This is a genomic window from Acetobacter orientalis, from assembly GCF_000963965.1.
GTDB classification, from domain to species: Bacteria; Pseudomonadota; Alphaproteobacteria; order Acetobacterales; family Acetobacteraceae; genus Acetobacter; species Acetobacter orientalis.
In genome coordinates this window covers 1-22,787 of record NZ_BAMX01000024.1, presented here as the reverse complement: position 1 = coordinate 22,787, position 22,787 = coordinate 1, and the positions used below count along the sequence as shown (strand labels likewise).

The 22,787-nt window shown below is 53.3% G+C and carries 17 protein-coding genes; 7 read left to right on the top strand and 10 right to left on the bottom strand.

Going from position 1 to position 22,787, the window contains the following annotated elements:
• Positions 1-12: 12 nt before the first annotated feature.
• The 4 genes from pheT to rpmI form a co-directional block, all read right to left on the bottom strand.
• Positions 13-2,472, bottom strand: coding sequence for a phenylalanine--tRNA ligase subunit beta (pheT, locus tag Abor_RS09390; protein ID WP_048841623.1), 2,460 nt, complete (start codon positions 2,470-2,472; stop codon positions 13-15).
• A gap of 3 nt (positions 2,473-2,475) precedes the next feature.
• Positions 2,476-3,546, bottom strand: coding sequence for a phenylalanine--tRNA ligase subunit alpha (gene pheS, locus Abor_RS09385; protein WP_048841622.1), 1,071 nt, complete (start codon positions 3,544-3,546; stop codon positions 2,476-2,478).
• Positions 3,547-3,746: 200 nt separating this feature from the next.
• The gene (gene rplT, locus Abor_RS09380) at positions 3,747-4,106 is read right to left on the bottom strand and encodes a 50S ribosomal protein L20 (protein WP_048841621.1); all 360 of its coding nucleotides are present in this window, start codon (positions 4,104-4,106) and stop codon (positions 3,747-3,749) included.
• 14 nt (positions 4,107-4,120) lie between these two features.
• Positions 4,121-4,324, bottom strand: coding sequence for a 50S ribosomal protein L35 (gene rpmI, locus Abor_RS09375; protein WP_048841620.1), 204 nt, complete (start codon positions 4,322-4,324; stop codon positions 4,121-4,123).
• A gap of 488 nt (positions 4,325-4,812) precedes the next feature.
• Here rpmI and Abor_RS09370 point away from each other — a divergent pair, with 488 nt between their 5' ends.
• From Abor_RS09370 to Abor_RS09360, 3 genes are all read left to right on the top strand, one after another.
• Positions 4,813-6,285, top strand: coding sequence for a mannitol dehydrogenase family protein (locus tag Abor_RS09370; protein ID WP_048841811.1), 1,473 nt, complete (start codon positions 4,813-4,815; stop codon positions 6,283-6,285).
• Between the two features lie 225 nt (positions 6,286-6,510).
• Entirely contained in the window at positions 6,511-8,643 is a 2,133-nt protein-coding gene (locus tag Abor_RS09365; protein ID WP_048841619.1) for a hypothetical protein, read from the top strand.
• A complete protein-coding gene (locus Abor_RS09360; protein ID WP_048841618.1) occupies positions 8,640-9,698 on the top strand; it encodes a glycosyltransferase family 2 protein in 1,059 nt (352 codons plus the stop codon). Before Abor_RS09365 ends, Abor_RS09360 begins: the two co-directional genes overlap by 4 nt.
• A 264-nt stretch (positions 9,699-9,962) precedes the next feature.
• Here the strand turns inward: Abor_RS09360 and Abor_RS09355 are convergent, their stop codons facing one another.
• Positions 9,963-10,115 (bottom strand): hypothetical protein, encoded by a 153-nt coding sequence (locus Abor_RS09355; RefSeq protein WP_158319732.1) that lies wholly within the window; start codon positions 10,113-10,115, stop codon positions 9,963-9,965.
• A 700-nt stretch (positions 10,116-10,815) separates the two neighbouring features.
• Here Abor_RS09355 and Abor_RS09350 point away from each other — a divergent pair.
• Genes Abor_RS09350 through Abor_RS09340 form a run of 3 tightly spaced genes read left to right on the top strand, consistent with a single transcriptional unit; the run spans position 10,816 to position 14,958 of the window.
• A complete protein-coding gene (locus Abor_RS09350; RefSeq protein WP_048841617.1) occupies positions 10,816-12,144 on the top strand; it encodes a c-type cytochrome in 1,329 nt (442 codons plus the stop codon).
• Between the two features lie 20 nt (positions 12,145-12,164).
• Positions 12,165-12,641, top strand: a complete 477-nt coding sequence (locus tag Abor_RS09345) for a (2Fe-2S)-binding protein (RefSeq protein WP_048841616.1) — start codon at positions 12,165-12,167, stop codon at positions 12,639-12,641.
• A complete protein-coding gene (locus Abor_RS09340) occupies positions 12,634-14,958 on the top strand; it encodes a xanthine dehydrogenase family protein molybdopterin-binding subunit (protein WP_048841615.1) in 2,325 nt (774 codons plus the stop codon). The genes Abor_RS09345 and Abor_RS09340 overlap by 8 nt, the downstream gene beginning before the upstream one ends.
• Positions 14,959-15,443: 485 nt before the next feature.
• Here the strand turns inward: Abor_RS09340 and Abor_RS09335 are convergent, their stop codons facing one another.
• Genes Abor_RS09335 through Abor_RS09315 form a run of 5 tightly spaced genes read right to left on the bottom strand, consistent with a single transcriptional unit; the run spans position 15,444 to position 21,662 of the window.
• Positions 15,444-15,887 carry a SufE family protein gene (locus Abor_RS09335; protein ID WP_048841614.1) on the bottom strand — a complete coding sequence of 148 codons (444 nt, stop codon included), beginning with the start codon at positions 15,885-15,887 and terminating at the stop codon, positions 15,444-15,446.
• The gene (gene hslU, locus Abor_RS09330) at positions 15,887-17,200 is read right to left on the bottom strand and encodes an ATP-dependent protease ATPase subunit HslU (protein WP_048841613.1); all 1,314 of its coding nucleotides are present in this window, start codon (positions 17,198-17,200) and stop codon (positions 15,887-15,889) included. Before hslU ends, Abor_RS09335 begins: the two co-directional genes overlap by 1 nt.
• 14 nt (positions 17,201-17,214) lie before the next feature.
• Positions 17,215-17,808, bottom strand: a complete 594-nt coding sequence (gene hslV / locus Abor_RS09325) for an ATP-dependent protease subunit HslV (protein ID WP_048841612.1) — start codon at positions 17,806-17,808, stop codon at positions 17,215-17,217.
• 46 nt (positions 17,809-17,854) lie between these two features.
• Positions 17,855-19,861 (bottom strand): response regulator, encoded by a 2,007-nt coding sequence (locus Abor_RS09320; protein WP_048841611.1) that lies wholly within the window; start codon positions 19,859-19,861, stop codon positions 17,855-17,857.
• Positions 19,845-21,662 (bottom strand): ATP-binding protein, encoded by a 1,818-nt coding sequence (locus tag Abor_RS09315; RefSeq protein ID WP_048841610.1) that lies wholly within the window; start codon positions 21,660-21,662, stop codon positions 19,845-19,847. The genes Abor_RS09320 and Abor_RS09315 overlap by 17 nt, the downstream gene beginning before the upstream one ends.
• A gap of 376 nt (positions 21,663-22,038) precedes the next feature.
• Between Abor_RS09315 and Abor_RS09310 the strand changes: the two genes are divergently transcribed.
• On the top strand, positions 22,039-22,449 hold the full coding sequence (locus tag Abor_RS09310) for a hypothetical protein (protein ID WP_048841609.1): 411 nt from the start codon (positions 22,039-22,041) through the stop codon (positions 22,447-22,449).
• The last annotated feature ends 338 nt before the right edge of the window (positions 22,450-22,787 follow it).

Here is a 22,787-nt window from a genome sequence, read left to right as displayed (position 1 = left end):
GGTGTTAGCCGCTTAACGCAGTGTGCCACCCGTTGCTTTGCTGACAGCGGCCACAATCTTGTCAGACACAGCCTCGAGTTCCGCATCGGTCAGGCTTTTCTCTACCGGTTGCAAGGTTACTTCCACCCCAATAGAGCGGAAACCCTCTGCCACATGCGGGCCTTCATACACGTCAAACACACTGGCACCCGTTACAAGGGTGCGCTCTGCCCCCTTGGCGGCTTTCAACACATTTTCTGCCGCCACATCACGCGCCACAACAAAAGCAAAATCGCGGCGTACTGGCTGGAAAGCAGACAATTTAGGCGCTGCTTTTTTACGGCGTTTTGGCTCAGCTATGCTGTCCATAAACACTTCAAACGCAACAACTGGCGTATCAATACCAACCGCTTGCAATAAGGAGGGGTGCAGTTCACCAAAGTAAGCCAGCACATTTTTTGGCCCCTGCCGCACCGCGCCAGAGCGGCCTGGGTGGTACCAAGATGGCGCATCAGCCGTTGTGCTCAGCGCATCAGGTGAAACACCAAGCTGTGTCAGCACTTCCAGCGCGTCAGCTTTTGCTGCCCACAAAGAAACAGCTTGGCTTTCATGGCCGGGGTAGCGTGGCGTGTGGCCACTGCGTACACCAGCCGTTACAACCTGCTGCCCTGCCTCAGAAAAAGCAGGCCCTACTTCAAACAAGCCAATATCAGCCCAGCCACGCGCAGCATTACGCTGCGCTGCGGCAACTAGGTTTACCAACGGTGTAGGGCGCATCTGGTCTAGGTCAGATGCAATGGGGTTAAGCAGGCGCAGGCTTTCTGGCGCACCGCCAAACAGCAAGGCCTCCTCGTGCGAAACAAACGAGAACCCAACCGTTTCAACTAAGCCACGTGCGGCCAAAATACGGCGCGCACGGGCTGCACGGGCCTGTTTGGGGGTAAGGGCCACACCCGGCACCACACTCAGTGCAGGCAAAGGTACGGCTGGCACACTATCCAGCCCCTTCAGGCGCAAAATTTCCTCAACCAAGTCGCTCTCGGCTTCACACAGGGCTACGCCCTCTGCCGCTTTGGCGGCCACGGCGACCTCAAGCTTATTGCCCTGCGCCAGCACAACTTTTTGGGCAATGTCGTTACGCCATGACGGCACGCTTACACGCACGGCCTGCGCAGTACGCTCCTGCACTTCAAAACCCAGTTTTTCCAGCAGGCTTACGCTTTCATCTGCGGTAACGTCTAACCCGCCAAGGTCGCGTACGCGGTCAAAGCGCAGGGTTGCGTCACGCTGCCACTTGGGCTGCGCGCCACCAGAAACCACTTCGCTGGCTTCCCCACCGCATACGTCCAGTATCATACGGGTTGCGGCTTCAAGCGCAGCTATTGGCAGAGCTTGGTCAACCCCACGCTCAAAACGGTAGCTCGAGTCAGAAGACAGCCCAACCCGGCGTGCGCTCAGGGCAACATGTACGGGGTCAAATAGAGCACATTCCACAAATACATCTGTGGTTTCTTCTGTAGCGCCAGAGGCTTCACCGCCCATAATACCGGCCAGAGACTGTACGCCATTGGCGTCTGTCATCACGCAGTCTTCTGGGGTTACAATGTAATCCTGCCCATCAAGCGCACGGAAGGTTTCGCCCGCCCCACGGCATATTTTCAGGCGGCCACCAGCCAGCTTGGCCGCATCAAACACATGCAAGGGGCGGCCAAGGTCAAAGCAGAAATAGTTGGTAATATCGACCAGCGCAGAAATGGGGCGCAGGCCAATACTTTCCAGCTTACGGCGCAGCCATTCCGGGCTTGGGCCATTTTTTACACCCCGAATAGTACGGCCCAAAACCCAAGGGCAGGCTTCGGTGTCTGTATTTTCCCATGTAATGGCAGACTCAAACGTACCTTCAACTGCCTCTGCCAGCCATGGGCGTAACTTACCCACGCCAGCCGCAGCAAGGTCACGCGCAATACCGCGCACGCCCAGTGCATCGCCCCGGTTTGGAGTAATGGCAATTTCCACCACCACATCGTCCAGCCCCGCAAAATCAGCGTAAGACTGGCCGGGCAACGTGTCTTCTGGCAGTTCGGCAATGCCATCGCTTTCTTCACCCAAGCCAAGCTCGCGCAAAGAGCACAGCATGCCACCACTGGCCTGCCCACGAATTTTGCCTGCTTTAATCGTAATGTCCAACCCCGGCACATAAGTGCCCGGTGGTGCAAAAATAACAGCAAGACCAGCACGGGCGTTAGGCGCACCACACACAACCTGCACGTTATCCATACCCGGCCCGGCATCTACCCGGCACACCTGCAAACGGTCTGCATCGGGGTGGCGGGTGGCTTCTAAAATGCGGGCAGTCAAAAAGGGTGCAATAGCGGCACCACGGTTTTCAACGCCTTCAACTTCAAGGCCAATCTGGTTCAGTTTGGCGCAAATTTCAGCCAGTGTTGCGTCTGTTTCAAGGTGGTCATACAGCCAAGACAGCGAGAATTTCATAACTTACACCCCCTCGTGCAGCAATGCGGGCGCAAGCGGGTCTGACCCGTAATGGCGCAGCCAGCGAATATCACTTTCATAGAACGAACGCAGGTCGGGAATACCGTTTTTAAGCATGGTCAAACGCTCAACGCCCATACCAAACGCAAAGCCCTGCCACTCACGCGGGTCTAGGCCACAGTTCGCCAACACGCGCGGGTGCACCATGCCAGAGCCCAGCACTTCCAGCCAATCATCTCCGCCGCCAATCTCACCCGTACGGCGCGACCAGCCAATATCGACTTCCATAGAGGGTTCGGTAAACGGAAAGTAAGAAGACCGAAAACGTACCGGCAAATCGGGCTTATCAAAAAACACACGCAAAAATTCAATCAGGCACCCTTTCAGGTGGCCTAGCGTAATACCCTGCCCCACAACCAAACCTTCACATTGATGGAACATCGGTGAATGCGTTGCGTCATGGTCTGCACGGTAAGTGCGGCCGGGGCAAATAACCCGAATAGGCGGTTTTTGCCCAAGCATGGTGCGAATTTGCACACCAGAAGTTTGGGTACGCAGCACGCGCGTTACATCTAGCCCCGGTGCGGGGGGGAGGTAAAACGTGTCGTGGTCTGTCCGGGCTGGGTGGTGGTCGGGTGTGTTCAGCGCCGAAAAATTGTGCCAGTCGGTTTCAATATCTGGCCCTTCGGCAACGCTAAAGCCCATAGCCCCAAAAATGGCGGTCATTTCTTCAACCGCACGCGCAATGGGGTGTATTGCCCCGGCCACTTCAACTGGTGGCGGCAGGGTTACATCAACCCGCTCTGCAATCAGCCGTGCCTCAAGGGCTGCGGCTTCCAGCGCTTTACCGCGCTCTTCAACCGCGCGGTTTAGTTCATCACGCAGGCGGTTTAGGGCCGCACCACGGGCTTTGCGCTCATCTGGGGCCATTTTTCCCAACGCTTTGAGCAACGTTGTCAGGCGGCCAGACTTACCAAGGGTGCCTACCCGTATGGCATCCCATGCCCGCATATCTGCGGCACCAGCCAGTTCGGTCAGGACTTCCTGCCGAAAAACTTCAAGATCGTCGCTCATGAAACCTCGCACGAGGGGAAAAATACGCTATGGGGCGAATACTCCGTCCTGTAGCCGGAGAAAACCCCTACCCAAAGAAAACCCGCCATAAAGGTGGTTTTACCAGCCCTGCTTGTGCTTGCAAAACAAAGCTGTAGCCACAAAACAAAAAAGGCCGCCACAAAGGGCGACCTCTTTCGTCAACCATAATCGGTTAAAACTTAGGCAGCCAGAGCAGCCTGAGCTTTTTTCACGATTTCAGCGAAAGATGCTGCGTCATCAAATGCGATGGCGGCCAGAACTTTACGGTCGATTTCAATGCCAGCCTTATCCAGACCGTTAATGAAACGGCTGTAGGTCAGGCCATGCTCACGCACAGCAGCATTGATACGCTGGATCCAAAGAGCGCGGAATTCACGCTTTTTGTTACGACGGTCGCGGTATGCATACTGGAGAGACTTTTCAAGCCGTTCCAGAGCAATACGGTAGTTTGTAGAAGACCGGCCGCGGAAACCCTTAGAGAGCTTCAGAACCTTTTTGTGACGAGCGTGGGTTGTTACACCGCGTTTTACACGTGCCATATGTCAGATACTCCTCAAACCAGCCCGTAGGGTGCCCACTGCTTGACGGTACGGCCGTCCTGCGGGGTCATCACCTGTGCACCGCGGTTGGTGCGTTTCATTTTTTGCGGGCGCTTGATAAGGCCGTGGCGTTTGCCACATGGGCCGGAGAGCACCTTGCCGGTTGCGGTAATTTTAAACCGCTTTTTGACCGACGATTTGGTCTTCATCTTGGGCATTTCATTACTCCTGCAAACTGTAAACTTCGCCACACCTTACGGCGCAACAGATCACGGCCGGGCATGCCCCACAAGCCCGGGCGCGTGTGCGAAGCCGCCGCTTTACCCCAAAGCCCAGTTTTTTACAAGATAGCGAATGCAGAGTTTTTCCCTTAACCTCTGCTTGTACATCCTAACCGGCAGGCTGGTTTATACCCCAGCGTGCTACGCGTTGCCCTGCTACAACACACCTAACCCGTAGCACGCAACACGGCTTTTGCCACGGCTCGCTCAAAGCCCATACGTTTTGCGCCACCATGTTTCCTTAGCGGCACCCCAAAAGGGCTTTTAAGGCAACTTTACCCAGCCGTGCGCATTTAAAGAGACATTAAACGCCTTAATACCGTAGCGCCACCGGCAGGCAAGGCACGCCATGCCACACCAGCCCTTGCTACGGTTTGTTTCCACCCTGCTTTATGCAGCTAACATATATGAGGTTACGCCCTTTCATGACCGCCCTTTCCAACGCCACGCTCACCACTCTCCCCCCGTTGGTTCTAACACCCGGCTACAACCGTAAAGAGACCACCCCCGGTATTGCGCATCTGGCTGTTGGTAATTTTCATCGGGCCCATCAGGCACTCTATATAGACCGTGTATTAGCCCGTGCCGGGCAACAGGGCTGGGCTATTGTTGGCGTTGGCCTGCGCGACAACCCACGCGAAAGCAAGCGTGCAACCATTATGCACGAGCAAGACGGCCTTTATACCTTAACCGAATTTGCAACAGATGGCAGCCACACCACCCGGGCTATCGGGGCCATTACAGAATATGTACAAGCCGCAAAAGACCGCAAAGCCGCTATTGAGCGCCTTGCAGACCCAGCCATTAAAATTGTTAGCATGACCATTACCGAAGGCGGTTATTATGTTGATGCTAACGGCCAGTTTATGCTCAACACCCCCGCCATTGCCCAAGACCTGCAACGCAGCGTGCCTGAAACCGCTTTTGGTTTGATCACAGAAGCCCTGCGCCTACGGCGCGAGAGCGGTGCTGGGCCTTTTACAGTCATGACCTGCGACAACCTGCGCGATAATGGCACCGTGGCCCGCACCGCTTTTTGCAGCTACGCCACCGCGCGCGATGCAGACTTAGGCGCATGGATTAGCGAAAACGTCACCTTCCCTTCCACCATGGTTGACCGCATCACGCCCTCCGTCTCGGCTGATGACGTGGCGCGCCTTAACGCACTGAGCGGCGTAAACGACCAAATGCCCCTCTTTGCCGAAGACTTCACCCAGTGGGTTATTGAAGATAAATTTTGCGCAGGCCGCCCAGAGCTAGAAGCCGTAGGCGTGCAGTTTACAGATGACGTGGGGCCATACGAGCAGGTTAAACTGCGCATGCTCAATGCCTCACACTCCATGCTCGCCCTACCCGGCGTGCTTATGGCGTACGACACCGTGCCAGACGCCATGAAAGACACCGCTTTAGTAAGCTTGCTGGAGCAATTTTTAGCGCAAGATGCCAGCCCCTTTATTACACCCCCCAAAGGCGTTTCTTTGCCAGACTACGCCCGGCAGGTGCTAGACCGGTTCCGTAACCCGGCAGTGGGTGACCAACTGCTCCGCATTGCCTCAGACAGCGCTTCCAAACTGCCTGTATTTTGGACAGACACCGTAACCGGCATTTTAAAAGCAGGTAAAGACCACCGCCGCATTGCGTTTGGCGTGGCCTGCTTTTTGGAATATTTGCGCGGGCAAACAGACAACCAAAAAACGTACAGCCTTGCTGAACCTGCCTTAACAGAAGAAAGCAAAGCTCTCGCCCTACAAAATGACCCCGCAGCCGGGCTAAACATGCCCGTTTTTGCAGCATGGGGTTTGGAGCAGTATCCCGCTTTTGTAAAAGATGTAGCCGCCCTGCGCACCGCCATACGCACCACCGGAGCCCGCACAACACTACAGGGTTTGAGCCTGTAAAACCCTACCCCGTGCATTCTGTCTGGCCAGCAATTTTGGCCAGACAGGGCGCACCCACATACACACGCACAAAAACTTTCAAAATACAGGCTATAAAATAACTGTCGTCATTATTATTTTTTTCCAAACAAAAAGACTTTAAGACTATTCTAGAACATTCCATTATTATTCATTAAGTATTTTATCCTTATAAACTACAGACATTCCTCATTTTTCGAGCATTTTATGTCTGTTATTTCTTCTCATTCGGCCCTCAATCGTCTTTTTAGCTCAACACTCCAAACCCGCCTTATTGCTGCACGCGCCCTCGTTCAGGAGCAATGGCAATTAGACACAGCATGGCTCGAAAGTTTTAAAAACAAACTGAGCACAGCAGACGTTATTACTTTTGATGTGTTTGATACGGCTCTTACCCGCATTGTGGAAACACCGGCTGATGTATTTACCCTTATGGAAGACAGCCTAACCCACCATTACGGCCCTACGTTTAACAATTTTGCTTTAGAGCGCGAAACAGCAGAACAAGTGGCCCGCCACACAGCATGGCACCAAGAGAAACGCCGCGAAGTAACCCAGCACGATATTTACACGGCCTTGGCAGGCCTTTTACTGCAAACTTTATGCTCGCCCCAACATCTAGCCGCACTTGAGCGAGAAATAGAGCACCATGTGTGCCTAGCCACTCCAGAAATACAACAGGCCGTAACCATGGCCCTGCAGGCAAAACGCCACGTGCTGTTTGTTTCTGATATGTATTTGTCTGGCAAGCATATTTGCCAACTTCTTACACAAGCAGGCTACCCAGCCCCACTTACGCTACTTGCGTCATCAGACACACTGCACACCAAAGCAGAAGGCCACCAATGGCGCCTTGTAAAAAACAAATATCCTGCCGGGGCCAAAATACTCCATATTGGAGATAACCAACAAAGTGATGTTGCAAGCCCCAACAAACACGGCATTGCCACCCACCCCTACCTGCATGCACGTTCCGCCGCCCGTAAAGGCGGCCCTCTTTGCCCCGCTATTCTACCATTTTCTATTGCATCCAGAGTAGCACAGCTTACACACCCCAGATGCACCGCAGGGCAAAACACTATGGCACAGCTTGGCGCCAGTTGGGGGGCACTTGTTGTTGGCGCATACGCCAAATGGCTTGCCACACAGGCAGCGCAGGTTAAACCACGGCATATCTTTTTTTGCGCGCGCGATGGAGCGCTACCCTACGCCGCATGGAAAACACTGGGGCTAGACGCTGAAACTCAAATTCCTTCGTCCTACCTCTATCTGTCACGCAAAGCGCTCAATTTTGGCGCTGCGGCCACATCATGCAGCCCAGAATATTTAAGCCCCGCAGCACTGGAAACACTTACGCAAACCTACAGGCCCAACTCGGTAAAAGCCCTACTTACCCGCATTGGCTTTACCGAGCTCAGCCCCATTATGCAGCAGGCTGCGCAACAGTTTGGCTCCCTCCAGCACAGTATTTTTTGGAGCACCCCAAACTCAGTTATGCACTTTAAAGCCTTTTTGCAGCACCACGCGGCAGAGGTGTACGCACGCCTATGCATAGACCGAGACAACGCCACAGCTTACCTACTACAACAAGGCGCACACCAAGGCCCCATAGCCCTTGTTGATGTAGGCTGGCACGGCACTATGCAGGCCAGTATTGCGCAATTACTGCACCATGCAGGCTATGTGCCACAAATTTATGGTTTTTACTGTGGGTTATGGAACCGCGCCCAACGTAACAGGCCCATCGCTGGCTGGTTAGATGGTGCTTTTGGTAACGATTTTTTGCCAGACAACAGCCAATACGCGCTGCGTAATGCGGTAGCCATTCTAGAAAACCTGTTTACAGCCAACCACGGCACAACAGTGGGCTACCAAAACCACAATTGCACAATGGTGCCACTCCTTGCTCACTCTGAGATTGAAAGCGCACAACACGCACGCATTATTAAACCGTTTCAAACCGCAACGCTGGCTACCCTCAAGCAGCTAAGTGCTACCGGTCAGGCTCAAACCTTACTCAGCACAGACCTAACCCTAGAAACAGCCTTTGCCAGCTTAGCCCGCCTTGCTCTTTCCCCCACCACCAATGAACTGCACGATATTGGGTCTTTAGAGCATTGCGGCGACATTTCACACGCCAGTTACCTGCCCCTTGTGCACCCGCTCACCCACCCCACCATTGCCGAGTGCATAGAAGAAACCAACAAGAGCGAATGGCCCATGGCCACAGCGCTCACACTTCTCACCCACAGCAAGGGCGCAGAAAAAACAGCCCTAACCCACGCCCTTACCGCTCTTTTCTCTCATTACGACACGCGCACGCGGGCACAATTACAATGAACGCACCCTCCCCTTCCACCACAACAACACACGCCACAACACACGCAACGGTTGCGGTTGTTATGCGTACCAAAAACCGCCTACTGCTGTTGCACCGTGCGCTCTCCAGCGTTTTGTTCCAAACCCACACGGCTTGGCATCTTTATTTGGTGAATGACGGCGGCAACCAGCCAGAGCTTGAGCGCACATTAGCTCTCTACCGCCCACTTTTTGGTACCCGGCTAAGTGTTTTGCACCACAGCACAAGCCAAGGTATGGAGGCCGCGTCCAACGCTGCCCTAGCACATGTTACCGAAGCTTTTTTTGCCATTCATGATGATGACGACACATGGCACCCTGACTTTCTCAAACACAGCGTGGCCTTTTTAACCAACCCTGAAAATACAAGGTTTTTAGCGGTTACAACAGGCAGTGTTGTTGTGCATGAAGAGATTAAAAACGATATCGTGCACGAACTCTCACGTGAGGAATGGTGCGTAAACCGCGAAACCATCGACTTCACAAAACTGCTCTACGCCAACCTCTTTCCGCCCATCTCTCTTCTTATGCGCGCAAGCCTGCTCCAGAGCATTGGCGCTTTTAACGCCGCTCTGCCCGTGTTGGGAGACTGGGATTATAATATACGCATCATGCAGCAAGGAGATATTGGGTATATAAAAGACTACCTAGCCTTTTATCACCGGCGTAGTGCAGGCACTCATTCCGTTTATAGTAACACCATTACAAACCAAGCAGACCAGCACACGCTTTACAATATCCTTATACGCAACCAAAAGTTGCGAGAGAGTCTACGCACCTCTCCCCAGCTACTTGGCTTGGCACAGGGGTTAATTTTCTCAATGCAGCACCACAACGCGCCACTTTACAACGGCCTTGCCAGCACGTTGCAGCAATTGCAGAGCATTGAAACAGCCCTACACCACATAAACAACCGTCTTGCCAGTATTGAGCTTACCAGCATGTGGGTACACAAGTTACTGCGCCCTTTATACAAAGTGTGGCACCTTGCCCTACCTGCACGGCGGCTTGTGGCTAAGTTACGGGGCCGTGCTTAGCCTTACAGCAGAGCTTTCTGCCATACAGATAAAGCCTATGATAATAAAGTTTACATTCGTATGCACCACCAGTGCACACTGGCGCGCTATAAGCGCCAGTGTGCACTGCCGCCTATGTATTGGCCCTATTTTGTAGTGGTCAGATAGCTCAATTTACCTAATCGTGGGCCGGTAGCTGTGCAAAGCCATAACCCGCACGCACGCCAAGTCACTCCTATGCAGCCAACCCAAGCACCTGCCATAAATACCCCCACTCAACGGCCCTCATTCATCTTGGCTGGCAGCATAAAGCGGCACCGTTGCCTGCTCAGCTACCACCGCCGCATGCGCTACCGTCTTTTTTGAACCTAAAACCTCACCCAACACCGGGCCTGCCCCAACCAGCACACCAGACATACCTAAATAGCAATGCAGCATATAGCTGGCACTACACGTCAGCGAAGAGTGCCGCCTCTCCCCAATACACGTTTAGAAAGTCAGTTCAATTTTCTTTGTTATAGCAAGAACACATAACAAGGCCGTAACAATCAAGCAGTTACTACCTGAGGCATAACTTTGCGTATTACACACTGGCATATTGGGCATTTCTATACTCATGTGGGCTCTTTAGTTATGTACCACGTAGTTAAGCTGCCACATGAATGCCAACCTTCTCTTGCGTAATAAAAAGAAACCCAAAACAAGACGTAAACACTATTTAAAACAGTTCATTTTCTAGCGCTCAAATTCGCCAATAGAGCGCCTTTTTTCTCGCCCTAAACTTGCTAGACAGTAAACCGACTGCTGCCTTTACACTTCATATTTTGTAGCATAGCCGCAACAGACCTGCCGCGTTTTGCATTGACAGAAAGAAGATTATCTATATTCAATAGAATATAGACGATAGTAAATAGACTTGATTTCAAACATAAATTACTCCCCATAAATAAATCTTATTCATTTTTTAAGTGTTTTGCCTGCCACCTATGCATTTATTTACCCCTCAATTCACGATAAATACATCATAACGAAATAACGGGCCTTGGGGCTGAGTGCATACCAATGCATGGGAGGGAAAACGGTTGTGCCGTTTTTTCGCGTTGGCGACGCCTCCGCCCCGTTCAGGATTGGGGGTAGAGTGATCAAACGTCTTTTAAGCGGAGTTGTGGGGGCCGGTGTCCTTGGTGGGCTGGGGTTTCTGTATTACGCATACTATCCGGCTATTGCGCCTATCACACCTCCGTCAGCCAGCAGTTTTTCTGCTGAGCAGATAGAGCGTGGCCGTATTGTTGCGGCAGAAGGCTACTGCGCAGAGTGCCATACCCGTACAGATAACGGCGGCGGCCCAGAGCTGGCTGGTGACTATAAAATGGAAACCCCTTTTGGGGCCATTTACTCCTCCAACATCACCCCAGACCCAGAAGTGGGCATAGGCCGCTGGTCAGAAGAAGCCCTGCGCCGCGCCATGCGCTACGGCGTCTCGCGGGAGGGGGAGCACCTTATTCCCGCTTTCCCATACGACCATTTCACCAAAATGACAGATCAGGATATTTCTGACCTGTACGCCTATCTCATGACACGCCCTGCCGTGCACATGACCCAGCGCCCTAACGAGCTCCCCTTCCCGCTTAGCCTACGTATTGGCCAAGCAGCCTGGAAGCTCATGTTCTTTACGCCCGGCGTTTACAAACCAGACCCCAGCCATGATGACCTATGGAACCGTGGTGCGTATCTGGCCGAAGGCAACGCCCATTGTGGGGCCTGCCATACCCCCCGTAACCTTATGGGCGCAGAGAAAAAAGGCTCCGTCTATGATGGTGCCGTGGTTGATAACTGGATTGCCCCACCGCTTAACGAGCACAACCCAACCCCAACCACCTGGACAGAAGACGAACTGTACCAATACCTGCGTAATGGTGTAGCCCCTCTGCATGGCCCAGCTGGTGGCCCCATGTCTCCGGTTGCGCACCGCTTTTTGGCTACCGTGCCCGAGCAAGACGTGCACGCCATTGCCCACTACTTTGCCGATGTAGACAAAGCCAGCGAGCGCCAGAAGCACGACAAAGCAGCACTTGAGCTTGCCATGGAACAGTCTAAAAAAGACCTGATCGGCCCGAATGTAGACCCAGACGCAAAGCTGTATCAGGGCGCATGTGCCGCCTGCCACTATAACGCTGCTCCAAGCCCCGTGCTTGGCCGCCCAGACCTGGCACTTAACAACGCCCTGTGGCTAGACGAGCCAACCAACCTGTATCAGGTCATGCTGCACGGCCTAACGGCTGAAGAAGGCCAGTCTGGTGTTGCCATGCCCAGCTTCTATAACGCCCTGTCCGATGCAGATATGGCGCGCATTGCCGCTTACTTGCGCCGCACACGCACCACCCTGCCAGCTTGGACAGACCTAGAGAAAAAGGCCGCCGACGTGCGCAAAACCGTCAAGCCCATTCCTGTCAACTCTTCTCACTAAGACGGTACACGGAGCCAGATATGATAAAGTTTAAACTGAATGGCCGTGACGTTACCGTCGATGTGCCAGACGACACCCCCCTGCTCTGGGCCTTGCGGGACGAGTTAGACCAGACAGGCACCAAGTTTGGGTGTGGCGTAGGCCAGTGCGGTGCCTGCACCGTGCATGTGGGTGGCCGCGCTACCCGCTCCTGCATTACCCCGGTTAGCTCTATTGCCGGGGCCGAGGTTGTAACCATTGAAGGGCTAGACCCAGCAGGTAACCACCCCGTGCAGGAAGCCTGGCGCGAAATTCAGGTACCTCAGTGCGGGTACTGCCAGTCTGGCCAGATTATGCAGGCCGTAAGCCTGCTTAAAGACTACCCAAACCCCACGGATGAAGAAATTGACGGCGTAATGGGCGGCAGCCTGTGCCGTTGCATGACCTATATCCGTATTCGTAAGGCTATTAAAAAAGCCGCTGCCGCCATGCGTCAGGAGACAGCATCTCATGGGTAAGCTCGAACAGATTGCCGCACGGCAAGATAAAGCAGCAGGCCTTACCACAAGCCGCCGCGGCTTTTTGCTTACCGCCATGGGGTCTGCCCTTATGTTTGGCTTCGCGCGGGAAGGTAAAGCGGCCCAGCTTTACCCAGCCAGTGCCACAATGCCGGGTAATGGCGCGTTCGAGCCCACAATCTGGTGCTCTATCGGGCCAGATGGCACCGTCAACATCAACGTTATCCGTGCAGAAATGGGCCAGCATGTTGGCACAGCCCTAGCCCGTATTATCGCTGATGAAATGGAAGCCGACTGGGACAAAGTCCAGATCACGCAGGTTGATACAGACCCCAAATGGGGCCTTATGGTTACCGGCGGGTCTTGGTCTGTCTGGATGACATGGGACCAGTTCCGTCAGGCTGGTGCGGCCGCCCGTAGCGTTATGGTGGAAGAAGGCGCTAAACTGCTTGGCACCACCCCCGCTAACTGCGTTGCCCGTAATGGCCGCGTTATTGCTGGCAGCAAATCCATTTCCTATGGTGATATTGTAAGCAAGGTGCACCCCACACGCACCTTCACACCAGAAGAAATGGCTAAATTACCCCTCAAACCCGCGTCCGAACGCCGCCTTATTGGCAAAGATGTCAAATCGCTCGACATTCCCGCCAAAACCACCGGCAGCGCCATTTACGGGATTGATGCCAAACTGGAGGGCATGGTTTACGCACGCCCTAAACTGCCCCCAACCCGCTATGGCGCAAAAGTTGTTTCTGTTGATGAAACAGAGGCCAAAAAGGTAAAAGGCTACATTCGGCACATCGTATTGGAAGACCCTTCCAATACCGTGCCGGGTTGGGTTGCGGTTATTGCCTCTTCCTACCCCGCAGCTATTCGCGCAACCGATGCGCTAAAAGTAACATGGACACCGGGCAAAACTGCCAACGTGTCCGAGCAGGATATTATTGAACACGGCCGCAAACAAATTGCCGACAAAACCGGTGGGTCTTGCGTGTTTAATGATGACGGGGTTGATGACGCCTTTAAATCTGCCAAGCAGGTTTTTGAGCGCACCTACACCTGCGCTTCTGTGCTGCATTACCAGCTTGAACCCACAAACGCCCTTGCCCGCCTACAAGATGGCAAGTGGGAAGTACATTGTGGCAACCAGTGGCAGTCTTTGTTCCTGCCGGTTATTGCCAAAGCCCTGCAAGTGCCAGAAACCGATGTGGTTATGCGCAGCTACCTGCTGGGGGGTGGCTTTGGCCGCCGCCTAAACGGAGACTACGCCGTACCAGCCGCCCTTATTTCCAAGGCACTTGGCGGTAAGGCCGTTAAACTCATTCTGACCCGCTCAGATGACATGCAGTTTGACAGCTTCCGCTCACCCTCTATCCAGACCGTGCGCGTTGCACTGGATGAGCAAAAACAGCCAAAAGGGTGGGAACACCATGCCTCTGCCGGTTGGCCAACCCGCGTTATGGCCGCAGCCTTTATGGAAAAAGGGGCTGATGGCAAACCCTACGACCAGTTTGCCATTGCCGGGGCAGACCATTGGTACGACGTTGGGCCAATGCGCGTTCGCGCACTGGATAACGATCTTGCCAGCGACACCTTCCGCCCCGGTTGGTTGCGCTCTGTTAGCTCAGGCTGGACACCATGGGCGCACGAAGCCTTTTTGGACGAACTAGCACACGAACTCGGCAAAGACCCAGTAGACTTCCGCCTGTCTCTGCTCACGGCCAAGGGCCGCAATGCAGGCAAAGCGCCAGATTCTGTTGGCGGTGCAACCCGTCAGGCCGCTGTGCTTAAACGCCTTGTTGAAAAATGTGGCTACGGCAAAACCTCTTTGCCAAAAGATACAGCCATTGGCATTGCCACCACCTTTGGCCAAGAGCGCGCCATGCCAACATGGACAGCCGGTGCAGCACAAGTGCATGTTGACCGTAAAACCGGCGTGGTAACCTGCCAAAAAATCTGGCTGGTGCTAGATGCGGGCACCATTATCGACCCCGATGGCGCAGCCGCCCAAACAGAAGGCGGGGCACTATGGGGCCTGAGCATGGCTCTGTTCGAGAATACGGAAATTGTAAACGGCAACGTGCGCGACCGTAACCTGAACACCTACACCCCAATACGCATTGCCGATGCACCAGAAATTGACATTGAATTTGTCGAAAGCACAGAAAAACCAATGGGCTTGGGTGAACCGGGCGTTACAACCATTGGGGCCGCTATTGCTAACGGCGTGTTTAATGCCGTAGGCATACGCCTGCGCCACCAGCCTATCCGCCCAGCAGATGTGCTCAAAGGCCTTGCGGAAAAGAAGTCAGCGTAAAAGCTCCTTTTTAAAGCCTCGCTTATAAAAAGGCTGGCTGGGAGTTCAGGGCATAACAGCCTGAACTGCTCAGCCAGCCTTTCTTTTTACTTACACAGGCACACCTATAAGCCCAGCAGAACCATCAACAGACAAACCCTGGCAGCCACAAAACGGCATTCCAAAATAAAACCCCGCCACTCCATTAAGTGACAGGGCTTCAGAAAATTCTAAAAAATAGAAACTCTCTTTTTATTTCAATAGTTTTAAAAAAACTTTCAACACTCAAAAAAAACGATAGCATCATCTTTTTAACCCACCTGAGAGAGCACTATACAATCTCAGAGGCAACGGCGACCCAGCCACATTTGTAACTGCGTGGGCACTTCGGCACACCCACAATATGGTAGCACCGAAGCAAAAACCTCTTATTTAAAAAAACAAAAACACCACAACCCACGTTAATGGGCTTTTAAAATAGCCCTAACTAAAGCCGACACGACACCTTACGCAGCTATTGCCGCAGCAGCAGAACGTATTGCCCGCGCCATAGCTTCAACCCCGTTACCACGGTTGGTTGAGAGTGCTTGCACCAAGCCTAGGTCATGTAAAAATTTTGGCTCTGTTGCAATAATTTCTGCACTGCTACGGCCAGAATATACCCGCAGCAACAAGGCCACCAAGCCACAGACAATGGCCGCATCAGACAGGCCTGCAAAATACAGGTTACCGTTCTCTTCTCGTGCTTCTAGCCATACCTGGCTTTGGCAACCGGGCACGCGGTGTGCATCATCGCACCATTCTTTAGGAAAAGCCGGTAACTTACGGCCCATTTCTATAATATACTGGTAACGCTCCATCCAGTCATCAAACAGTTCCAGCTCGTCCTTAATAGCCTCAATGGCTTGGGCGGCTGTCTCTTCAAGTGGTAATACAAAAGGTGCGTCCATTATAAAATAAACCGGCTGAGGTCACCCTTACGGGCCAAAGGAGCCACTTTCTCATGTACGAGAGAAGCGCCAACGGAAATTGCCTCGCCCTTACGATCCGAGGCCGTGAAAGAGATCTCTTCCAACAGCTTTTCAAGCACTGTGGCAAGACGACGCGCACCAATATTTTCAACACGCTCGTTAATATCTGCCGCCAATTCGGCCAATGCATCCACTGCGCTCTCTTCAAACGTTAAGCATACACCTTCAGTTTGCAGCAAAGCGGTGTATTGTTTGAGCAAAGAATGCTCAGGGTCTGTTAAAATACGCCGCAAGTCTTCACGCGTAAGGGGTTGCAACTCAACCCGTATGGGCAAACGCCCCTGTAACTCTGGCAGCAGGTCAGACGGCTTAGCCACATGAAACGCGCCCGATGCAATAAAGAGAATATGGTCGGTTTTAACCGGCCCATATTTGGTAGAAACCGTGGTGCCCTCTATAAGGGGCAGCAAGTCACGCTGCACGCCCTCGCGCGAGACATCTCCCCCACGCGTACCGCCCTCTGCTGCGCGGGCGCACACTTTGTCTATTTCATCTAAAAAAACAATGCCGTTATTTTGCGCGTGCGCCACGGCCTCGCGGGTTAGGGCCTCGTTATCCAGCAGTTTATCGGCTTCTTCTCGCTCTAGGTATATACGGGCGGCAGAAACCTTTAATTTGCGTGGCTGGGGGGCACGGTTCATAAACCCCTTCATCATTTCGCCAAAGTTAATAACATTGCCGGGCATAACACCGGGCATTTCCGTGCCAGTGTGAGGGGCGGCTTCTACAACAGCCACTTCAATGTCTTTGTCTTCAAGCTGGCCTTCACGCAACATGGTTCTAAACTTATTGCGCGTTTCTGCGGCAGCACCCTGCCCTACCAGCGCATCTAACACGCGCTCTTCTGCTGCTTGCTCGGCCTTTCCTTTTACCTCACGCCGCTTAACGTCACGCAGCATGGTCAGAGAGGCCTCAACAAGATCGCGGATAATACTATCCACATCACGCCCCACGTAACCTACTTCGGTAAATTTGGTGGCTTCTATTTTCAAAAAGGGTGCTTGCGCCAATTTGGCAAGCCTACGGGCAATTTCGGTTTTACCGCAGCCTGTTGGCCCAATCATGAGTATGTTTTTTGGTACAACTTCATCGCGCATGCCCTCTGCCAGTTGCGCTCTGCGCCAGCGGTTACGCATGGCTATGGCAACGGCCCGTTTGGCATCGGCTTGGCCAACAATAAACCGGTCAAGTTCAGACACAATTTCACGCGGAGAAAATGTTGGTGCGTCCATGCTCTCAGCCCCCCTTACTCTTTACCCACACGCGCTGAAAGCGTTTCTATGCGCACAGAATGGTTGGTATAAACACAGATATCACCAGCAATTTTCATGGAACGCCTTACAATTTCCTCAGCATTCAACCCGTCAACCGTTAACAGCGCACGGGCAGCAGAAAGCGCATAATTACCGCCAGAGCCAATGGCAATAATGCCATCTTCTGGCTCCAACACGTCTCCGTTGCCTGTCAGGGTAAAAGAATGCTCAGCATCTGCCACAGCCATCATGGCTTCTAGGCGGCGTAGGTAGCGGTCTGTGCGCCAGTCTTTTGCCAGCTCAACACACGCCCGTTCCAATTGGTTTGGGTAGCGCTCCAGCTTGGCCTCTAGGCGCTCAAGCAAGGTAAAGGCATCTGCCGTGGCCCCGGCAAACCCTGCCAGAATAGAACCAGATGGCCCAATGCGGCGCACCTTACGGGCATTGCCCTTAATAACAGTGCTGCCAAGTGTAACCTGCCCATCGCCTGCCATGGCCACATCTGGGCCACGCCTAACGCAGAGAATGGTTGTACCGTGCCAACCAACAGGGTCGTGCGGGGTGGAGGTCGTGTGAAAGCTTTGCATAGTAACAAGAAATAGGTGCTCCCCCCGCTAACGCAAGGGGGCACCGTTATGCAGCCAGCATTGCCCTTACATCTGCCAACAAAGCATCTCGTGTGTAGGGTTTATGCAAAACCGTTACCCCTGCGGGCAGCAAACCCAAGTCTGTATAGCCTGTTACAAACAGCACAGGCAGGTGCGGCTTTTTAACCTGAATATGCCGCGCGGCCTCGTTTCCGTTCATGCCCGGCATCATAACGTCCATCACCACCAAGGCTATTTCTGGGCTGTCATCCACCTTTTGCAGTGCTTCCATACCGCTGGCCGCTTCTAGCACCTTATACCCAGCCCGGCGTAAAAACCCGGCTGTTACGGCACGCACGCCCGGTTCGTCATCAACCACCAAAATGGTGTTGCCGGGTTCAAGCACTGGCAGCACAACCCGTGGCTCTACTGGTTTGGGGGCAGCCACTATTTTTTCTGGCACAGGCTGGTTGGTGGCGGCCATAGCTGGCAGCCATAGCTCAATAGATGTGCCCCCACCGGGCACGCTATCTACCCGCACTTCACCACCGCAGTGGTTAATAAACCCATAAATCATGGACAGGCCCATACCCGTACCCTGCCCCATATCTTTGGTCGTAAAGAAGGGGTCAAAAATACGAGCCTGCATTTCTTCGGTCATGCCAACGCCGGTATCCATAACCTGCACAACCACCCAAGCCTCACCCGGTGCGCCAGAAGAGGTACGCCCAAGCAACCGCGCAGACTTACGGACAGAAACACTAATAACACCATCATCTGGCTGGGCATCCTGTGCGTTTACGCACAGGTTAAAAACAGCCAGTTCTAGCTGTATGGCATCTGTCCAGACCACCGGCAGGGGGTCTTCTGGCAGGTTAAACTGCACGCCGCTCATACGGCCTGCGGCTTCTAGGCTATCTGCCCCCAAAGCATCTTGCAGGTCACTGGGCACTTTGCCGTGCATCATAAAGCCTTCAAGGTCTTTAAGCAGGCTTACAACATCAACCTGCTGGCAAGACAAATGGCGCGGGCGGCTAAAATCTAGCAGTTTTTGTGTAAGCACCCCACCACGCCGGGCGGCCTCAAGCGCATTGTTAAACAGGCGGCTTACCCCGGCCTCTTTAGGTGGTTCAATATCCTGCACCAGTTCCAAAGACCCCATAATGGCGGTAAGCAGGTTATTAAAGTCGTGCGCTATACCACCGGCCAGCGTGCCAATGGCCTGCATTTTTTGGGCTTGGCGTAGTCTTTGCTCCAAATTGAGCAAATCTGTTACGTCACGGTCTATTAGAATAGAATAATCAGCTACATCTGGCATGGCCCGAGAGGTCACGCTGCTATCTGAGCCATTACCAAGCTTAATGCGCGTTAAGTCGTGCCAGCGGGCGTAGCCTTTGGCATCTGAAAGTTTCAGTACCTGCTGGTCACGCCCACCACTTGCCAAAACAGGTTTAGCGTCTTGCAAACTTGCTAAGCGCTCCCCTTCCACAAGCTCTTCTTCTGTTTGGCCAAGGCAGTCTTGCACAGACGTACCCAGTTGCTGCGCCATTTGCGCATTAACCCGAATAAAGCGGCCTTTTTCATCTTTAAAAGCCAGCCCAAAAGGCAGGTTATCAAGCAGGCCACGCAGCAAGCGCTGCTCACACGCCAGCTCTTTTTCCAACTCATACCGGCGGGCAGCCTGCGCCACCATAGACAGCAGTGTTTCACCGTCCCACGGTTTGTAGGCAAAAAACGAAATTTGCCCACGGTTAAGGGCCGCCTCAACGGCAGAAATATCGGCGTACCCTGTCAGCAATACCGCCCCGGCAGATGAAAGCTGGCGCGCCTGCGCCAAAAACGCATCTCCGGTCATGTTGGGCATGCGCTGGTCTGAAATGATCACCGCAACATCAGGCTGTTGCTCAAGCAGTTTCAACCCCTGCTCGCCAGACGAGGCCGACAGAACCGTGTACGTTTCTTCCAGCAGGTCTGTCAGGGCCACCAGAATTTCAGGTTCATCATCTACAACCAGTACAACAGGCTTATTTCTTAACTCAGGCAGCGTTATCACTGCGCTTCTCCTCCACCGGCGTGTACGGCACCCGCAGGGTAAAACAGGCCCCACCGTTTTGTTGCATATTGGTCACAACAATACTTCCACCATGAGCCTGTACAACACCATAGGCGGTGGCCAGCCCTAACCCAGTCCCTGACCCTACAGGTTTTGTTGTAAAGAAGGGTTCAAATATCCGTTCCTGTAGCGTTTCAGGCATACCCGGCCCTGTATCCGTAATACGAATAACATAGTCCATCTGCCCAGCCTTCTCTGTTGACGCGGCAAGGCAGGACGAAATCTCAATTTTATCGCGCTGTGGTGTTTTTATATTTTTCTCTTTTTCTGCTGTGCGTTTTTCTAAAATAGCATCTGCGGCATTGCTTACAATATTCATAACCACCTGGTTCACCAATGCCGCCTGGCACAATAGCTCTGCCGGGGCATCTAGGTGGCAGACAACCTCAATTTCCTGCCCTAATTTGGGGGCCAGTAGGGTTAAAACCATGCTTAAGGCTTCTGGCACATCTAGGCGGGCAAACTCGCCTTCCTCCAACCGAGAAAAGCGGCGCAAACTGGCCACTAGGTCACGCATACGTGACAGCCCAACCAAAGATGCCGCAAGCCGCTCACCACTTTTGGTGAGGGCAGATTCGGCCACCACAAGGTCTCCGGCCTGCACAGCCTCCTGCGCACGGGCTATGCTGCGGCTTACTGTATTTTCGTGCGCCAAAACAAATGCCAATGGGTTATTAAACTCGTGGGCAATACCGGCGGCCAACTCCCCCAAAGAGGCCATTTTGGCTGACTGCACCAGCTTGGCCTGCGCCTCTATCAATTTACGGTTGGCTGCTGCCAAGTCGGCATTAACCCGGCGCAGGGCGTCAGCCAATGCCATACGGGCACGGGCACTTTCAATATGCGCGTCTTCTTGGCGCATTTCGTCTTGCAAAATTTTACGGCGCACTAAGCTATCTATGCGGGCCATTAACAGAGTGGCTGAAATATCGGCATCCACCAGATCATCAACACCTGCCTCAAACGCTATGGTCGCTTTGTGGCCAACCACTTGCCCGCTTGGCACCATACCCAGTACGCGGCTGCACTGCCTATAGCGCCGCCGCAGCACAACAAGGCGTTGTACAAGGGCTAAACCATCAAACTCTGGGCATGCTAAATCTACCACCACGCAATCTGGGTAGCGTTGACCGCCTGCTTTTTCTGGGCCTTCTAAACTGGCTAGGTTTGTTACCAAAGTAGCTTGTTGGCAGTTTTGTTTTACCCAGTCCAAAATAGCAGGCTGGGCTATAGTCTGTGGTTCTGCATGCACTGTATCGGGGGTACCACCTGCCCAAGACCATAAAACCCCACCGGGCGCGGTCACAACCATAACAGAAGGGGCGTGGTAGCCTACGTCTTCACGCAGGGGTAAATCATCTGCATATTCGCGCAGCAGAGTGCATACCCTAAACATAAAAAGCAGCGGGTCTGACTGCACACAAAAACAGGCATCTGCCCCCCGCTCCAGCACAGCTTGCTCGCAGGCGGGGTCTGCATTTTCAGTGAGCACAACAATAGGTATGCCGCGTGTTATGGCGTTAACACGTAAGCGTTGGCTCATGTGAATGGCGGTCATATCTGCCATTTCAACTGGCACAACCAACAAGTCTGGCAAACCGTTTTCAAACGCGGCAAAAGCCGAAGCCCCATCAGGCAGGCTTTCAACCTGAAAACCACGTTGGCGCAGCAGCCCAGCAAACCGGCCCTGCGCGGCGCCCCCAACGCCAACAAGCCAGACCGTGCACGACAAAAGATTCATGTATTATCCGCCTTAGTCGTCATACTTGCTGCCATAACAGGGCTTTGCATACGCCCCTACCAGCCAACCCATGTAAAAACCAATACCCTATTGGGGCCAGAGCCACCCCTGTTGTGCAGGGGCAAGCACTATCCCGCCAGAGGTATGATGCATCATGAGCATGTTTTAATTTGTTCCTAAATGCTGAGAAACCAACCTCGCAAAGTCGTGATCTCTTAAGCCTTTGCGCCGATAGGCCGTGCATAACCCGCTTTGCGTTGGAAAGAGTGTGCGTAGGCGCTGGCTCGTGTATAGTCCGGCAACCTTAACACCCTGCGGGCTTACCTAAGGCTTATGGGGCAATTTCAGTTTCAGCACCAAGGGATCGTGGCATATTATGGATCAGCCTTCCAACGCCTCATACGGCCGTGCGCCGCTTTCTTCCAACAAACCAAAAGCGTCAGACATGATACTGCTTAGCATGCTCCGCACCACCATTTGGGCTATCTGCTATTTTGTGTTCTATTTTGTACAGCAACTGGCTGAACTGCTCGCTCCTTTGCTGCTTATTGCTGGTGTGCTCTGGAAAGTTCTGCCTGCTGTTATTGGCTCCCTCACCCACGCTGCCGCCGCAGCAGACCCCCAAGCGCGTGATGCCATAAGTGGTGTTGCCGCCGCCATTCCATCGCACCTTGCCGTTGCCGGGTACGACCTAACCGCAAGCAGCCTCATTTGGGATGGTATTTTGCTTATGGCTCTTGCTGCCGCAGGGGCAACGCTGGCCACCATTGCTGGCAAAAACGTCTAAAACCATACCTCTAAAAATAGCTGCGTATTACAGGCAGTTTTCTTATCCTTTGAGCAAAACACTACCAAAGGCAAGAAAACTGCCCAAAACCCACGCACCCAAGTGCGCTTTATAAACCCTTACTTACCCAAAGCTGCACACAGTAACTTCTGCAGACCAAACAAGTGCCTCTGCAATAAACGCCAGCTTTTAATATTTGTTTGGCTGAGGTTTTTGCCACGACTGCGCACGCTCACTTTAATTGAAGCCAGCTAAAAAACTTTCAAAACACAACGAGTCAATACGTTACCATAAGCACGGCACGGCACGGCACGGCACGGCACGGCACGGCACGGCAC

Bases quoted from the DNA above. Each gene is read 5' to 3' on its own strand.
- Abor_RS09370 (WP_048841811.1), top strand. From the start codon at position 4,813: ATGACCGCCCTTTCCAACGCCACGCTCACCACTCTCCCCCCGTTGGTT.
- Abor_RS09310 (WP_048841609.1), top strand. From the start codon at position 22,039: ATGGATCAGCCTTCCAACGCCTCATACGGCCGTGCGCCGCTTTCTTCC.
- rplT (WP_048841621.1), bottom strand. From the start codon at position 4,106: ATGGCACGTGTAAAACGCGGTGTAACAACCCACGCTCGTCACAAAAAG.
- pheS (WP_048841622.1), bottom strand. From the start codon at position 3,546: ATGAGCGACGATCTTGAAGTTTTTCGGCAGGAAGTCCTGACCGAACTG.
- hslU (WP_048841613.1), bottom strand. From the start codon at position 17,200: ATGGACGCACCAACATTTTCTCCGCGTGAAATTGTGTCTGAACTTGAC.
- Abor_RS09365 (WP_048841619.1), top strand. From the start codon at position 6,511: ATGTCTGTTATTTCTTCTCATTCGGCCCTCAATCGTCTTTTTAGCTCA.
- Abor_RS09315 (WP_048841610.1), bottom strand. From the start codon at position 21,662: ATGAATCTTTTGTCGTGCACGGTCTGGCTTGTTGGCGTTGGGGGCGCC.
- Abor_RS09355 (WP_158319732.1), bottom strand. From the start codon at position 10,115: ATGCTGCATTGCTATTTAGGTATGTCTGGTGTGCTGGTTGGGGCAGGC.
- rpmI (WP_048841620.1), bottom strand. From the start codon at position 4,324: ATGCCCAAGATGAAGACCAAATCGTCGGTCAAAAAGCGGTTTAAAATT.
- pheT (WP_048841623.1), bottom strand. From the start codon at position 2,472: ATGAAATTCTCGCTGTCTTGGCTGTATGACCACCTTGAAACAGACGCA.
- Abor_RS09335 (WP_048841614.1), bottom strand. From the start codon at position 15,887: ATGGACGCACCTTTTGTATTACCACTTGAAGAGACAGCCGCCCAAGCC.
- hslV (WP_048841612.1), bottom strand. From the start codon at position 17,808: ATGCAAAGCTTTCACACGACCTCCACCCCGCACGACCCTGTTGGTTGG.
- Abor_RS09345 (WP_048841616.1), top strand. From the start codon at position 12,165: ATGATAAAGTTTAAACTGAATGGCCGTGACGTTACCGTCGATGTGCCA.
- Abor_RS09340 (WP_048841615.1), top strand. From the start codon at position 12,634: ATGGGTAAGCTCGAACAGATTGCCGCACGGCAAGATAAAGCAGCAGGC.
- Abor_RS09360 (WP_048841618.1), top strand. From the start codon at position 8,640: ATGAACGCACCCTCCCCTTCCACCACAACAACACACGCCACAACACAC.